The 15,333-nt window shown below is 66.5% G+C and carries 12 protein-coding genes; 7 read left to right on the forward strand and 5 right to left on the reverse strand.

Annotation, left to right across the window (positions count from 1 at the left end):
- Positions 1 to 241: 241 nt before the first annotated feature.
- Positions 242 to 2,011 carry a nucleotide disphospho-sugar-binding domain-containing protein gene (locus tag AB0K00_RS47180; protein WP_363536138.1) on the reverse strand — a complete coding sequence of 590 codons (1,770 nt, stop codon included), beginning with the start codon at positions 2,009 to 2,011 and terminating at the stop codon, positions 242 to 244.
- 160 nt (positions 2,012 to 2,171) lie between these two features.
- On the opposite strand from AB0K00_RS47180, the gene AB0K00_RS47185 reads away from it, so the two are divergent.
- Together AB0K00_RS47185 and AB0K00_RS47190 are read left to right on the forward strand one after the other, a co-directional pair.
- Positions 2,172 to 3,776 (forward strand): MFS transporter, encoded by a 1,605-nt coding sequence (locus AB0K00_RS47185; protein WP_363536141.1) that lies wholly within the window; start codon positions 2,172 to 2,174, stop codon positions 3,774 to 3,776.
- Between the two features lie 541 nt (positions 3,777 to 4,317).
- Positions 4,318 to 5,370, forward strand: a complete 1,053-nt coding sequence (locus tag AB0K00_RS47190) for a sigma-70 family RNA polymerase sigma factor (protein ID WP_363536144.1) — start codon at positions 4,318 to 4,320, stop codon at positions 5,368 to 5,370.
- Between the two features lie 92 nt (positions 5,371 to 5,462).
- Here the strand turns inward: AB0K00_RS47190 and AB0K00_RS47195 are convergent, their stop codons facing one another.
- Complete coding sequence (locus tag AB0K00_RS47195; RefSeq protein WP_363536147.1) at positions 5,463 to 6,689, reverse strand: class I SAM-dependent methyltransferase; 1,227 nt, start codon at positions 6,687 to 6,689, stop codon at positions 5,463 to 5,465.
- A gap of 6 nt (positions 6,690 to 6,695) precedes the next feature.
- Positions 6,696 to 7,484, reverse strand: a complete 789-nt coding sequence (locus AB0K00_RS47200; RefSeq protein ID WP_363536150.1) for a glucose 1-dehydrogenase — start codon at positions 7,482 to 7,484, stop codon at positions 6,696 to 6,698.
- A gap of 211 nt (positions 7,485 to 7,695) precedes the next feature.
- On the opposite strand from AB0K00_RS47200, the gene hppD reads away from it, so the two are divergent.
- The 5 genes from hppD to AB0K00_RS47225 all read left to right on the forward strand — a co-directional run bounded on the left by hppD (position 7,696) and on the right by AB0K00_RS47225 (position 12,781).
- Positions 7,696 to 8,769: a 4-hydroxyphenylpyruvate dioxygenase gene (gene hppD / locus AB0K00_RS47205; RefSeq protein WP_363536153.1), complete on the forward strand. Its 1,074-nt coding sequence runs from the start codon at positions 7,696 to 7,698 to the stop codon at positions 8,767 to 8,769.
- 33 nt (positions 8,770 to 8,802) lie between these two features.
- Positions 8,803 to 9,927: an abortive infection protein gene (locus AB0K00_RS47210; RefSeq protein WP_363536156.1), complete on the forward strand. Its 1,125-nt coding sequence runs from the start codon at positions 8,803 to 8,805 to the stop codon at positions 9,925 to 9,927.
- Between the two features lie 182 nt (positions 9,928 to 10,109).
- The gene (locus AB0K00_RS47215) at positions 10,110 to 10,892 is read left to right on the forward strand and encodes an SDR family oxidoreductase (protein WP_363536159.1); all 783 of its coding nucleotides are present in this window, start codon (positions 10,110 to 10,112) and stop codon (positions 10,890 to 10,892) included.
- 309 nt (positions 10,893 to 11,201) lie between these two features.
- Positions 11,202 to 12,044: a methyltransferase domain-containing protein gene (locus AB0K00_RS47220; RefSeq protein WP_363536162.1), complete on the forward strand. Its 843-nt coding sequence runs from the start codon at positions 11,202 to 11,204 to the stop codon at positions 12,042 to 12,044.
- Between the two features lie 86 nt (positions 12,045 to 12,130).
- A complete protein-coding gene (locus AB0K00_RS47225) occupies positions 12,131 to 12,781 on the forward strand; it encodes an aspartate/glutamate racemase family protein (protein ID WP_363536165.1) in 651 nt (216 codons plus the stop codon).
- A 70-nt stretch (positions 12,782 to 12,851) separates the two neighbouring features.
- Here the strand turns inward: AB0K00_RS47225 and AB0K00_RS47230 are convergent, their stop codons facing one another.
- Together AB0K00_RS47230 and AB0K00_RS47235 are read right to left on the reverse strand one after the other, a co-directional pair.
- On the reverse strand, positions 12,852 to 14,378 hold the full coding sequence (locus tag AB0K00_RS47230; protein ID WP_363536167.1) for a 4-hydroxyphenylacetate 3-hydroxylase N-terminal domain-containing protein: 1,527 nt from the start codon (positions 14,376 to 14,378) through the stop codon (positions 12,852 to 12,854).
- Between the two features lie 45 nt (positions 14,379 to 14,423).
- A complete protein-coding gene (locus tag AB0K00_RS47235) occupies positions 14,424 to 15,089 on the reverse strand; it encodes a class I SAM-dependent methyltransferase (RefSeq protein WP_363536170.1) in 666 nt (221 codons plus the stop codon).
- Positions 15,090 to 15,333 lie beyond the last annotated feature (244 nt).

The raw sequence follows: 15,333 nt of genomic DNA on the forward strand, positions 1-15,333 counted from the left end.
GCTACACACCAGACGGCTGGTACCGCACCGGAGACCTCGTCCACCTCACCCCAGACGGCAACATCGTCGTCACCGGACGAGTCAAGGACCTCATCTGCCGCTGATGCATGAGCAACAGGACGCGTCCGCCCCGGACGCGTCCTGTTTCGTGACCGCGCCGCGGCGGGCTGGGGGCTGGCCGACGCAGCAATCGGCGCCGGCGCCTACCTCACCGAGGCGGTCACCGACGCCGACCCGAACGCTACCGGCTGTTCAGCACGGACAGCACATCGTCGATCTCCTTGCGGTGGCGGTCCAGCGACGCCGCCAGGGACCGTGCGCCGCGAAGAGCCAGGTTGCCGCCGCGACGGTAGTCGGCGGTCATGCGCTCCAACACCGGCACGATGTCGCTCGGGCTGGGTGTGGCCCGCCACTGCTCGTACACGGTCGCCGCTCCCTGCCGGTAGGAGTCCTCGGTCGCGACCCGCCAGATCAGTTCGCGCATCTCGTCAACGGACAACGCCCGGTGGTCCAGCCGCGCGCCGGCGTGCTTGGAGATGACGTAGTCGGAGACGGGGCCGGCCTCGAGCTTCTTGGCCGGCAGCTCCCACTGCACGGCTGGCGCCGAGACGGTCTCCTCCCGAACGCCCAGCTCGATGCCCTGGTGGTAGCTGCCCGGGGTGAGCGTGCCCGGCTCCTGCTCGACGAGCTTGAGCAGCAGCGACTCGTCGGCGATGTCACACACCAACTGCGGCACGCCGGCCATCGCGGCCGCGGAGAAGGTGCCGATGCCACCATGATGGATCAGCGCCGAACAGGTCGGCATCAGGTGCGTCAGGTTCACCCAGTCGATGGTCCGCACGTTGTCGGGAACCTTCTCGACCCCGTCGAGCTGGACGTCGTTCAGCGTCGCGATGACCTCGACATCCAACCCGTCGAGCGCCCTCATGATCGTTGGGGTGCGGTCCCAGTCACCAACGATGAACCGTCGCGTGGACTCGCCCAACGACATGGCCACACGCGGCCGCTCCGGCTTTTCGTAGAGCCACGTCGGGAAGACCTCCGCACCGGCGTACGGGATGTGGCGCATGTGGACGCGCGTCAGCGGGCTCGGCAGGCTCAGGCCCTCCGGCATCGCGTTGACAGTCCACTGGCCATAGCGCATTTCGTCGTCGACCTCCATGCCGTAGCGCTCCGCGAGCGGGCGCACCATGGTGGCCAACGGGTCGGGGTCCAGTCCGGCCGCCTCGAGCTCCTTGGTGTACTCGGCCAGCTTGAGCAGTGAGAACGACAGGACGTCCTCACCGTTGGCCAGCCGCGCGTGCGCAGCACCACAGGCCCGGGCCGCGACTGCGGCGTAGGGCGTGGTGACATCCCACAGGACCAGGTCCGGACGCCAGGAGCGGGCGAAGTCGACGAGGTCGGAGGCTTCCTGACGGTCGACGCGCACGTAGTCCGACAGCGGCACGGTGAGGTACTGGTAGAAGGTGATCCACCGCTCGCGCTCCTTGCCGGTAAGCCCCATCACCCGCGCGTAGTGCTCGACCTCGAACGAATCCCGCGGCGGGTCGCCGTCGTCGGTGAGCCGGATCGGCGGTCCGTCGGGATCGCCCAGGGCGACCGGGCACAGCCCAGTGGTCATGATCTGCTCGGCCGAGCTGTGATGTGCGGCGATCCGCACCTCGTGGCCCGCACTCTGCAGGGCCCAGGCCAGCGGGACAGCCCCGTAGAGGTGGGCAAGTGAATTCGGGTAGATGGTGAACAAGACGCGCATCGAATCTCCCTCCGGGGCGAGGACCCCTGGTAGCGGGTATGTCGACGCCGGTGGGCCCACGCCGCAGCGCGGCCGAGCGCGGGTCATGGAGAGGTCCGACATCCGGCGATCCTGTGCATCGTGGCCCGCCGATCGAGTGGCATGCACCTCACTGGGTGCTCTTGAGCAGCGTCCACGAGCGCGCAGTGCGTCGACCGACCGGCGCGTATTGCGGCACAGGGCAGCGCAGAAGGTGCGAGCACGGGAGTCCGTTGCCACGCTCGCGTCCAGGGCATCGACCCACCCGCCTGACCGGGCGGGGAACCCGACGGCGAGATGCGCAGCGCGTGGGTGTGATGAGTTTTCGGCGTCGCCGTCGTCTCAATACCAGGCCGCGTGCGACGAGGCGACCACACAGAACGAGGAGACGAGGACGACAATGACCACACCGGACGCGCCCCCGAAGGCTACCGGGCGGCAATGGCTTGGGCTGGTGGTGCTGTGCCTGCCCACGATGCTGGCGACCGTCGACATCAACATCACGATCCTGGCCCTCCCCCGTATCGCCGAGGATCTGGGTGCCAGCAGCACTGAGCAGTTGTGGATCGCCGACGTCTACGGCTTCTTTATTGCCGGCTTCCTGATCACGATGGGCAACCTCGGCGACCGGATCGGCCGTCGGAAGGTTCTGCTCGGTGGCGCCGCGCTGTTCATCGTCGCGTCAGTGCTGGCAGCCTTCGCGCCGTCCACCGAGATCCTGATCCTTTCCCGGGCATTGATCGGCATCGCCGGTGCCACGATCATGCCGTCGGTACTCGCACTGATCGCGGTGATGTTCCCGAACCCGAAGGAGATGGGCGCCGCAATGGGCGCATGGGGTTCTTCGGTGATGCTCGGGCTCATCGGCGGGCCGATCATCGGCGGGCTCCTGCTCGGCTCGTTCTGGTGGGGTTCGGTCTTCCTCATCGCTGTGCCGGTGATGGCCCTGTTGCTGCTCCTCGGTCCGTCCTTGCTTCCGGAGTTCCGCAACCCGAACGGCGGGCGACTGGACCTGTTCAGCGTCCTGCTGTCACTGGCCGGAATCACGCTGTTCATCTACGGCGTGAAGGAGGCCGGCCGTAACGGGTGGAACGGCGTGGCGATCCTGACGATCATCGCCGGTCTCGTCCTCGGCGCCGCGTTCATCTGGCGCCAGCGCACCGCCGCCCGCCCGCTGCTCGACCTGAGCCTGTTCCGCATCCGCTCGCTGAGCTCCGGCGTGAGCCTCGGTCTGCTCATCGCCATCGTCATGGGCGGTGTCGGCCTGACAGCCTCGCTGTTCATGCAGTTGGTCCGGGACATCTCCCCGTTCAAGGTCGCGCTCTGGCTGATCATCCCGTCGATTGCGATGGTCGTGCTGGGCAACGTCGCTCTTGCGATGGCCCAGAAGATCCGTCCGGCCTACATCCTGGTCACCGGCTCCGCGGTTGCCATCATCGGCCTGCTGATCCTGAGCAGCGTTGACGTGGCCGGAGGCATGTGGGCGCTGATCGGCGGGCTGGTGCTCGTCTACGTCGGCGGCAGCCCGGTCGGCATGATGAACAGCTTCCTGGTCATGTCGTCCGCCCCGCCGGAAAAGGCCGGCTCGGCAGGCGCCGTTTCGTCAACCGCCGGTGAACTCGGCGCGGCGCTGGGCGTGGCCATCCTGGGCGTCGTCGCGTCAACGGTCTACCGGACGGATCTCACGGTTCCGGACGGTGTCGATGCAGCCCAGGCCGACGCCGCTCGCAGCGGCATCGCCGGCGCCGTCTACGCGGCCGGCGAGGTGCCAGGAGCGGCGGGGACCGACCTGCTCCGCTCGGCCAAGGAATCGTTTACCAACGGCCTGCACGTCGTGGCCTTCTGCGCGATCGCCCTGTACCTCGTGATGGCCGCCGTCTCCTACTTCGGACTGCGCCACGTGCCGCCGACCGGCTCGTCGGCGCCCCCGATGACCGAGCCTGCGGAGGCGGCCTCGGCGATCCCCCCGCCCCAGCCGCCGCACAGCCCGTCTGTCACAGCCTGACGGGCAACCCGGCATTGAGGCACCCGCCGCGCACGCGGCGGGTGCCTCGTTGTTTGCGGACCGATTGTCAACGAGCCGACGGGCATCAGACCAAGATGGTCGAACCTCAGTCGCATTCCGGCGGGCCCAGGCGCCTGGCTTCGACAACACCGGTGCAAACGCTGGGCGGGAGCGGCTCGGCCTGCCCGACCCGCGGCGAGCGTCACTGCCTTGCAGGCCAATTGCGCGGGTCGCCCATAGTTCCGTTGCAGGTCCCGGCGGCGCGTCCGGTCGTCGACGCCGGCAACGGCGGTCCTGAATGTCGAACACGCGATAGCAGTGTCGTTCGACAGGTGACTTCTGGAGGACTGCGAAGACCGCCATCAGATCAAATCACCACGACGGCCGACACCTGATCATGAGATTTGCAGACGGGAATGAGGGTTCAGGTCCGGCTCCGGCGCGTCATGCTACGGTGACGCAGACAGGATGCCCGATACACACGTCCAACAAATATGGTTGTTGGTGAACGTCATCATCGTCACTGAGAACGAGTGGTGTTGTGCTGAACCTTGACGAGACGATGTTTGCTCAGCTAGCGGAGAACCACCGCTACGAGCTTCAGGTGCACTGCTATCGCATGCTGGGATCGTTCGACGATTCCGAAGACCTGGTGCAGGAGACGTTCCTCCGGGCGTGGAGGAAGCGGGACACCTACGAGGGGCGCTCGAGCGTACGGAGCTGGCTCTACCGCATCGCCACCAATGCCTGCCTGGACTTCCTGGCACAGCATGCCCGCCGGCCGCAGATCCGATCGATCGACGAGGGCACGCGCTCAGTCGACGCCGACCGCGTCCCGACGGATCTCAGCTGGCTGCAGCCCTATCCGGACCGCCTGCTGAATCTGACCGCGCCCAGCACCGTCGAGCCGGACGCCGCGGTGGTCGCCAAGGAGACCATCGAGCTGGCCTTCCTCGTCGCGATCCAGCACCTGCCGCCCAAGCAACGAGCAGTGCTGATCTTGCGGGATGTGCTCGGGTATCCGTCCGGTGACGTGGCCTCGGTGCTGGACTCGACCGTGCCCTCGGTCAACAGCGCCCTGCAGCGGGCACGCCTGACCTTGAAGGAACACCTGCCCTCCCGCCGCGACGAGTGGCGGCCCACCGACGACCCCACCGCGGCGGAACGCCGGCTGCTGCAGCGGTACATGACGGCTATGGAGTGGTCCGACGCCGACGCAATCGCTGAAGCCATGACGGAACTGGTCGCCGAGGACGTCCGGGTCACCATGCCGCCGCACCCGCTGTGGTTCGTCGGCCGCGACGCCTTCATTTCCGGGATGCTCCTGTCGTTGGACCCGCGCTCGCCTGCATACGTCGGCGAGTGGCGGTGCGTGCCGACCCGGGCCAACTGCCAGCTCGCCGTGGCGCAGTATCTGCGGGCACCCGGTGATGACACGTTCCGCGCCCAGGTGCTCAACGTCCTGCGCCTGGAGGACGGAAGGATCGCCGAGATCACCGCGTTCGAGTCCAAGCTCTTCGCGGCCTTCGCACTGCCGACGGTCCTTTCCGACGATCACGTGTCCGGCCTGACCGCCACTGCCCGAGCTGACTGATGACGACGCTGTGGGCGCCGCACATGCTGATGGTCCGTCTGTCGTCATGGACTCCGTGACGACAGACGGACCGTCTGCGTTGAAACGGGTGATCAGATGATCCGTACCTCGGGAACGTAGACGATCCACTTGTTGCCGAGCTCGCGGAACGCCTGTTCCTTGGCGATGATCTCGTCTGCGTGATTCCACGCGAACAGCACCACGAACTCCGGATAGTCGTCCCGGAAGGCGCCCGGCGACACGATCGGAATGTGCGAGCCGGGCATCAGCCGGCCCTGTTTGCCGGGTGTGGAGTCACACACGAACGGCAGCAGATCCGGCCCGATGCCGCAGAAGTTCGTGACCGTGGTCGCTTTGGCCGGTGCGCCGTATCCGGCGACGCGGCGGCCGTCGGCGCGGAGGCTGCGCAGCAACGCGACGAGGTTGTCGCGGGTGTCATGCACCGCGGCCGACCACTGCTGCAGTGTTGCGGGATCGGTTAGATCCACCTCCATCTCCGCATGCCACTGCTTCAGCACCGCGGCCGACGGTGTGCGGACGCCGGCGCGGGCGAGTGTGTAGCGCAGCTCGCCGCCGTGTTGCGCGACGTGCTCCACGTCCACGAGCTCGAACCCGAACCGCTCGGCCATCGCCTCTACAGAACGTACCGAGAAGTAGAAGACGTGTTCGTCGTAGATCTGGTCAAACGCCCGCCCACGCACCACCGTGTCGGCGTACGGCTCCTCGAACACGAAGATCCCATCGGCCGACAGCAACGTGTCCACGCCCCGCATCAGTCCGGTGATGTCGGCGATGCTGCAGATGGTGTTGGCGCCGTAGATGACGTCGGCGGCGCCGTGCAACTGGCGGATGTCCACCGCTGAACTGTGCCCGAAGAACTCGTTGATGATCGTCACGCCCCTGGCCTCAGCCAGGTCCGCGACCCCCTTCGCCGGCTCGATCCCGAGGTGCCGCACACCGGCGCGGGCGATTGAGTCCAGCATGACTCCGTCGTTGCAGCCGATCTCGACGATGAAGGGATCGGCGCCGGTGAGCTCGGTGGCGAGGAGACGGTCAGCGACCCGCTCGAAATGCTCCTGCGCGCCCTTCGAGCCGGACGCCTCGTAGCGGTAGCTGTCGCGGTAGCGAAGGCCCTGGGGTGTCTCGTCCATCAGCTGGAGCAGCGTGCACGACTCACACACGCCCGCGGCGAGGTGGAAGTAGACCTCATCGGCGACGGCTGCCGGCGGGAGGAAGGCGTTGGCTGACGGTTGACGTCCGAGGTCGAGGACCTGCCTCACGGACCCCTGGCACATACGGCATGTTCGCAACGGTGTCATCGGTTCTCACATTGGGATTGAGGTCGTCAGGCCACCATCGACCACGATTTCCTGGCCGGTGATGTACGAGGCCTGGTCGGACAACAGGAACGCGACCGCACCAGCGACGTCCCGCGGCTGCCCGAGCCTGCCCAGGACGACCTGCTTGCGGCATCCTTCGCGGGCCTCCTCGGTGTTGCTGATTGCCTCGAACATTTCGGTGACGACGAAGCCGGGGCTGATGGCGTTGACGCGGATCCCTCGGTCGGCGAGGTCGGCAGCGAGGGTGCGGGCCAGGTTCACCACCGCGGCCTTCGTCGCCGCGTACAGCGAGGTAAACGCCATGCCACGGTGGGCGAGCCAGGAGCCGTTGAGCACCACGGACCCGCCGTCGACCAGGAGCGGCAGTGCCTTGCTGACGGTGAAGTAGACGCCCTTGAAGTTCACACCGACGAGTGCGTCGAAGTCGTCCTCAGTGACCTGGGCGGCCCGGGCGAAGTTCGCGACACCGGCATTGGCGAACACGCCGTCGAGATGCTCGAAACGCTGTCCGATGGCGGAGACCAGGGCGTCCAGATCGGCGATGTTCGCCACGTCGGTCGGGACGGTCAGGACGCGGTCGCCGGCGTCGAGTTCCTTGGCTGCCGTCTGCAGTCGCGTCTGGCTGCGGCCGGCGAGCACCACATTGGCGCCGTCGCTGAGCAATGTCGCCGCAGTCGCGAGGCCCATGCCGCTGCCCCCTCCCGTGATGAGGAAGGTCTTTCTGTCGAATTTGGTCATGAGGGCAGCCTGGCAATCCGGCGCGTCGACCTGCATCTCTGGAAATGCGGGACGAACACCGATGCCTGTGCGGTGTCGTGCGCAATCCAGAGGATGCATGCCGTCGCAGACAGCCCGACGCTGAGTGCGGGACGACGGCGGGCATCTCCTCGCGCACCCGCAGAATGCGGCGTTCCGCCGGCGCGGCGCACGGACACCCCCGACCCGGCGCCGCGCCGGACTACCACCGAATGCTGGAGGCGTCATCGTGGCGAATATTGCCGCACCGGGCGACCGGGTCTTTGCGAACATGGGCCTCGACCACGTCATGCTCTACGTCGAGGATGTCAGGGCGAGCGTCGACTGGTTCACTCGGTGCGTTGGCCTGCAGGTCGTTGCCGGCCCGTGGACCGATCAGCTGCACTCGCAGGTGCGGTCGGTGACGCTGGGCCGTGGACAGATCCGTCTGGTGCTTGCCCAGCCGTTGGCTGACGACCATCCTGGCGCTGCGTACCTGGCCCAGCACGGCGACGGGGTCGCCGACATCGCGCTGCGGGTCTGGGACGCCACGTCCGCCTTCGACGAGGCCGTCGGTCGCGGCGCCGCACCAGTGGCCGCGCCGACGACCCGGGCGGGCGTGCGCACTGCGACCATCATGGGCGTCGGCGACGTCACGCACACCTTCGTCGACTACGGCGGGAGTACCGGCGTGCATGCCGACGTCAGCGACCCGCCGGTACCGGGCCTGTGCACCACCGACCACTTTGCGGTTTGTGTGGAGGCCGGTCAGCTCGACCCGACCGTAGCGTTCTACGAGCAAGCCCTCGGCTTCTCGATGGTGTTCGCCGAGCGTATCTCGGTCGGCGGACAGGCCATCCAGACCAAAGCCGTGCAGAGTAGCTCCGGTGCGGTGACCCTGACGCTGATCGAGCCGGACGCGTCGAAGGATCCGGGTCAGATCGACCAGTTCTTGAAGGCCCACGGCGGCCCCGGAGTCCAGCACATCGCGTTGGCGACCGACGACATCGTCGAAACGGTCGCCGCGCTGCGCGACGCCGGGATGGGGTTTCTGTCCACGCCGGCCACGTACTACACGATGCTGGCCGACCGGCTGACGTTGGCCCGACACACCCGTGAGCAGCTACAGGCGCTCAACGTGCTGGTTGACCAGGACCACGACGGTCAGCTGTTCCAGATCTTCGCCAAGTCGGTGCACCCGCGCAACACGGTGTTCCTCGAGATCATCGAGCGGTTGGGCGCGCACACGTTCGGCGGCGCCAACATCACAGCGCTCTATCAGGCGGTGGAAATGCAGCGGGCCGCCCAGGACGACGGTCGCTGACCCGCGGCAGCAGCGAACGAGGAAGGACACGAAGTGCCAGACATCGACGACGTGAACCGCAGGCGTCTGCCCCGCCACCCCGGTTTCGTGTATCGGGGTGTGTCGTACGACACGGGTTGTAACTTCGCGACGGGTCAAGGTCCCATCTCGCGGGCGGTCTGGAGCACCGACCGGATGAAGGACGAGGTCCGCGCCATCAAGGAGGGGATGCACAGCAACTCCATCACCATCTTCGGCACCGACTTCGACCGCATGCGCGAGACCGTGGCCGAGGCTGCCGAGTTGGGGCTGCACATCTGGTTGCAGCCCCGGCTGGTGGACAGGCCGCAGACGGAGACCCTCGATCATCTGGCCGAGGGTGCGCGGCTGGCCGAGTCGTTCCGCCGCCAGGGCGCCGACATCCACTACAGCATCGGCTGCGTACACACCGTGCAGACGCCGGGGATCGTGCCAGGCGATCAGTACCACGTGCGCATGGGCAATCTTTACGCGGGTCAGGGTGACCATCATTTCTTCTCCCCGACCGGTTCGCATGACCCGATCGAGGCACGAAAGCGACTCAATATCTTCCTCAAACGTGCGGCCGACGTCGCGCGCCAGAATTTCGGTGGCGGTCTCATCTATTCGGCCGGTCCATTCGAGGACGTGAACTGGAGCATTGTCGACTACGTCGGCCTTACCTACTACTACTCCGTGCACGAAAACCTCGCGGGTTACGCCAAGGAACTCAGCGCGTATCACCGCTGGGGTAAACCGGTCGTCATTTCCGAATACGGCAGCCCGGCGTACGTGGGTGCCGCCGACCGGGGTCTGATGGCCTTCGACGTGGCCGACCGGACCCGCCAGCCGGCGGTCATCTTCGACGGATACGTCCGCAACGAGCAGGCACAGGCGGACTTCCACCGCCGGATGCTTGCCATGTTCGAGGACCTCGGAATCCACAGCGTCGGCATCGCCGAGTTCATCCACCCGACGCACCCGCACTCCGAAGATGCCCGATATGACCTCGACATCGCCAGCTGGGCGTTGACTAAGACGATCCGCACGGATTTCAACGACTGGGCCTCGGCGTACCGTTGGGAGCCTAAGGAGGCCTTCTTCGCGATCGGCGAATATTACGCGAAGGCGGCGGACCGCGCGCTGCAAACCACGCCCTGATCAGTCACACGCAGGTACCCTGCCACTTTCTGTAGTGGCAGGGTACCTGCGTGTGCTTCGGTTCGCGGCCGCGCACCACGAATGGATGACCCACCGATGAGTTTTCCAGTGGCCCGTCGTCTCAACAGTTGACCGACACACGCACTGAGGGGCCCGCACGGGCCTTACCGCGGAGGAAACTCATGCTTCTCGACAACAAGAACGCCATCATCTACGGCGCCGGCGGCGCGGTCGGCAGTGGCATCGCGAAGGCGTTCGCCAGCGAGGGCGCCCGTGTCTTCTTGACCGGCCGTACCCAGGACAAGCTCGACAAACTGGCCAAGGAGATCGCCGAGCAAGGCGGGCGCGCCGAGACGGCCGTCGTCGACGCCCTCGACGAGGACGCCGTCGACGAGCACGCCGCGACAGTTGCCGCAGACGGCGGCATCGACATTTCGCTCAACCTGATCAAGCGGGGCGACGTGCAGGGCGTGCCACTGGCGCACATGACAACGGCCGACTTCACCCGGGCGATCAACGTCGGCATCACGTCGACCTTCATCACCACCAAGGCCGCCGCGCGGCACATGAGCCAGCAGGGCTCCGGTGTGATCCTGGCGTTCAACAGCGGTTCGGCCCACGGCAGCCCGATGATGGGCAGCACGGGCCCCGCGGACGCCGCGATCGACACCTACATCCGCAACCTGGCCAGTGAGATCGGCAGCACCGGTGTTCGAGTGGTGGGCATCTGGGGCGCAGGTATCCCCGAGACCATGACGCTCGAGGCGATCAACTCCGTGAACAGCCAGATGCAGCTCGACGCAGACGCGCTGAACGGCATTCTCGCGCACCTCGACAGCCTTCGGATGACCAAGAAGTCTCCCTCGCTGGCCGACATCGCGAACCTCGCCGTGTTCCTGGCTTCCGACCGGTCCAAGAGCATCTCCGGCAGCTTCATCAACGCCACCCAGATGTTCTCCAGCTGAGCAGCAGCACCACCGATGCCTGTGCGGTACCGACCGGTGTCGCACAGGCATCTGCCTGCCGAGACCACGAGGGGCATGCCTCGTAGCCCCGGCGGCGTCCATGGGGCTCAGGGGAACAGCATTTCCGGCACCTGCATGTTTTGAGCCCGATAACAGTGTCGCCTGCGCAATACGACCGCGGCATCTTCCGCATTGCGGTCAGCGCCGATGCAATACCCGCATTCCGCAAGATGCCTCCGTGCCGAAGCCCATGAAATATCAGCGTGGAATACCCACACACCACGCTGACATCATGAGGGCGAGGACGTCATGAACGATCAAGCGACGGCACAGCAAATCGGTGAACTGTACGACGGCATGACGAGCATCGCTGAACTCTTCAACGACGGGCAGGAACACCTGGCCTACTGGTACGGACCCGAGGACGACACCTCGGCCGTGGCAGCGGGTGAACGGTTGACCCGCAAGGTCGTCGAGAGTCTCGGTCTGCGCCGCGGCGAGCACCTGCTGGACGCCGGATGCGGCGTGGGGGCGCCGGCAGTGATGGTCGCCCGCGAAACCGGCGCCCGCGTCACCGGCATCACTGTGAGCCGCGTCGAAGCCGGGGTTGCCGAGCGGCGGGCGCACGAACTCGGCCTGGTCGGTCAGGTGCGGTTCCAGTACGGCGACTACACTTCGATGCCGTTCGCCGACGGCACCTTCGACGCCGTCATGGCGATCGAATCGCTCACGCACGCGGCGGACCTGCCCCGCGTCCTGCGGGAGCTGCGCCGGGTTCTGCGTCCTGGCGGCCGACTGGCCCTTTCGGAGTGCACCCGCGCCGTCGGACCGAACGGTGAACCGATCGCGCAGATGCCGGAGCAGTTCCAGTCCAGCCAGCTGCTGAGCACGAGCGGATGGGTGGACGCCTTGGAGTCCGTAGGCTTCAATGTGGAGGAGTACACCCAGTGCGGTCCACGGGTCTACGGTCTCGGCCTGCGCTACCTCGACCGAGCGAACGAGATCCATGACGAACTGACCGAGGCATTCGGCTCCGAGGTCGTCGCTGGTCTCAAGCAGGGTTACCGGGACATGTTCGGCGGCGACCCGAAAGCGATGGGCTACGCCATCGTCGCGGCACGCAAGCCGTACACGGACGGCCCGGCCCGTTGACCACTCAGTCGGCCGCACGCCATGACCCACCGCCCGGCCCTGGAAGTGCATACGGAGAGGCTGCCGCCCTTCACACGCCGGCGACGGTGGCAGTCGTTTCCGGGACCCCATACGACGCGAAGCTCGGCTGCGGACTCCTGCGGGCCGTCGGAGTGACCAGCCAGCCGTACCCGCTGGCCTCCTCCCCCGATGAACAGGACGCCCTGCAGTACCTGGACGCCGGCAGGCTCAACAGCGCGTTCCGTGACCAGCTCGACGTGGTGGCGGCCGACGGCACGTCGACTGTCATGCTGTTCTGCAACTCCCTGTCCGCGGTCGTCGATCTCAGCACGGTCGGGTGGATGTCCGTCGTCGACGTCCTGTCGCCGTTGGACATCTACCGCACAGCGGCGGCCGACCTGGACAACGTCATGGTCGTCGCCGGCAACGGGCAGGCCATCGTCGGATTTGAACGGACGCTCATGAGTGACCGCCGGAACCGGCGGGTCGTCGGCGTCGCCGACCCGGCACTAGTCCGGATGATCGAGTCGCGGGATCCCGAGCGTGCCTTCACGGATTCGTCGATGCCGCAAACGCTCCGACTAGCGGAGCAGCTCGGCGTTGACGGGATCGTCTTTGCCTGCACGCACTTCACAGCGGTCCTGCCGTTCGCCGAACAAGCATGCACCGTGCCGATCATCGACGTCGGCAGCCGCCTGGTCGAGCTGACCAGCGCGCGCGTCGGCGGTGCCGGGTAGCACGGCTGAACCTGCGCAACAGGGGGTGTCTCGGTCGAGACACCCCCTGTTGCTGTAGCGGCCGCAGCGGTCAAAATTCCTGGTGCTGGGCCAGGTCTGGGACCGTCCACCCCTCGAGGTTGTACTCGTTGAGGCACGTGTCGACGAAGGCCCGATAGCCGTCCAGCTGACCGCTCGCCGCCTGACCGAACAGCAGTTCGGTGCGGGTACCTTCGTGGTTGCCGGCGTAGTTGCGCTCGTAGAGCTCGTGCCGGCCCCCGAATTCGGTGCCGATCGCGTCCCACAGCAGTTTCATCACCTTGACGCGCTCCACCGCGTCGGTACCATTCGAGCCCCGTACGTACTTGTCGAGATACTTGCGGATCGTCGGGTTCGCGAAGTCGGCAGCGCTGGAGTTGACGTAGATCAGGGCACCCGCCACGTCTTGCAGCACGATTTCCTTGATCCGGGGATAGCCGATCTGCATGAACCACCGGTATGCCTGGCCGTAGTCAGGGTTCGGCAGCAACGCTCCGTTGCGCCAGGCGACCGGGTTGCGCGCCGCCGCGTCGGACAGGCCCCAGAATAGGTTGCGCCAGGCCAGGACCTCCCCCAGCCGGGTCTGCACGCCACGGAACGAGCTGGTGCCGGTGATGTCCAGGGCTTTCACGAGCAGGCCGGCGATGAACTCCAGCTTCACCGCCAGGCGTGTGCACCCGTGAAACGTCGACCGTTCGATGAAACCGGACTCGCCGGTGAAGACCTGCACCTTGCCGATGTCGCCGTAGACGAAGACGTTTTCCCATGGGATGAGCACCTTGTCCAGTACAAGGATGCAGTCGTTCTCGTCCAGCCTCGTGGACAGCGGGTAGTCGAACGGGCTGCTGGACGCCGTCGCGGCCGAGTAGGACGGCCGGCAGATCAGCTTCAGGCCCGGGGCGTTCATCGGGATGGTGGCCATGAGCGCGAACTCGCGCTGCTTGATCGGCAGGCCGTAGTGGGCGATGAAGTTGTAGTGCGTCAGCGCCGAGCCCGTCGCCACCATCTTCGCTCCGCTGACGATCAGGCCGGTGTCGGTCTCCTTCTCCACATGCACGAAGACATCGCCCACCTGGTCGGCTGGACGGCTGCGGTCCACGGGCGGGTGCACAAGCGCGTGGTTCCAGAACAGCACCTTCTGCTGCGACTCCCGGTACCAGCGCCGGGCGTTGTCGGCGAACGGCTCGTAGAACTCGGCGTTGGCTCCGAGCGTGCCCAGAAACGATGCCTTGTAGTCGGGGCTGCGGCCCATCCACCCGTATGTCATCCGGGCCCAGGTCGCGATCGCCCGCTGGTCCGCGATCATGTCCTCGACGGTGTGCGGGGTGGTGAAGAACCTGTGGGTGTATCCCGCTGTGCCGCAGTCCGTGGGCGCCGTCAGGATGTCGCGGGTGCTCGGGGCGTGCAGGGCGTCATAGAGCCGGGCCGTCATGGCGATAGCGTTGCGGAAGGCACTGTGCTCGGTCACGTCTTTGACACGCTCGCCGTACAGGTAGATCTCGCGCTCGTCACGGAGGCTCTGCGTGTACTCCGCGCCGGTCATCGGTCGCGTCGACGGCTGCTGATCGGGAACGGTCATCGGGTTCTCCCCGTGCTGAGGCGGCTGGTGACGGACACAGGCGTGTCACTTCTTCCGTGCGAGGGTGACGCCGTCGGCGATCGGCAGCATGACCGTGTCGAGCCGGCGGTCGGCAGCGAGCATCGCGTTGACGCTGCGCATCGTCTGGGCAGCCATTCGGGGCATCTCGTCGTGCACCTCTTCGGGGTGCATCACCGCGCCCTTGAGCAGGACGTTGTCCAGGATGAGCAGGCCGCCGGAGCGCAACAGTGGCACTGCCGCCTGGTAGTAGCGTGGGTAGCTCATCTTGTCCGCGTCGATGAAGATGATGTCGGCCCGCCCGGTGCCGGCCAGGCTCGCCAGGGTCTTCCAGGCAGGTCCGAGCCGGAACACGATCCGGTCATCGACGCCGTCGCGCTTCCAGTGCTCGATCGCGGTGTCGAGCCACTCCTCTGTGACGTCACATGTGATCACCTGACCTCCTGGTGCCAGGCCCCGGGCGAACGACAGCGCCGACAGGCCCGTGAAGGTCCCGACGTCGATGACCAGTTTCGCGGACATGATCCGAGCCAGCAGCGTCAGCAGCCCCGCCTGCTCGACCGGCGTCATCATTTCGAAGAGCTCGCCCACGCCGGCGGTTTCCTTGACGAGACTCGCCACGACCGGATCGGGCGGTGTGCACGACTGCACGATGTAGTTGCTCAGCGCTTCATCCCGCCGGAATGTGCTCATCGGTGCCTCCATCAGTGTGTGCCTGCGCAGGGCGACGTCCGACGCCAGCGGGCAGGAAGCGACGCGTCTGCCTCACCTTCATGGACCGCGTCACCGCGTGCATCTCTCGGCGTGCGCACGGATCACGGGTCGGCCGCCATGCCGCACACAGGAAGACGCCGTTACGCCCTGGACCTCGAAGAATCGAGGCCAGCGCCGTACGCGCGGGTGCGTCGGGCGAGTCCGACGTCAACGGATTCGAGTG

The sequence above is a fragment of the Dactylosporangium sp. NPDC049525 genome, assembly GCF_040676755.1.
GTDB lineage: Bacteria > Actinomycetota > Actinomycetes > Mycobacteriales > Micromonosporaceae > Dactylosporangium.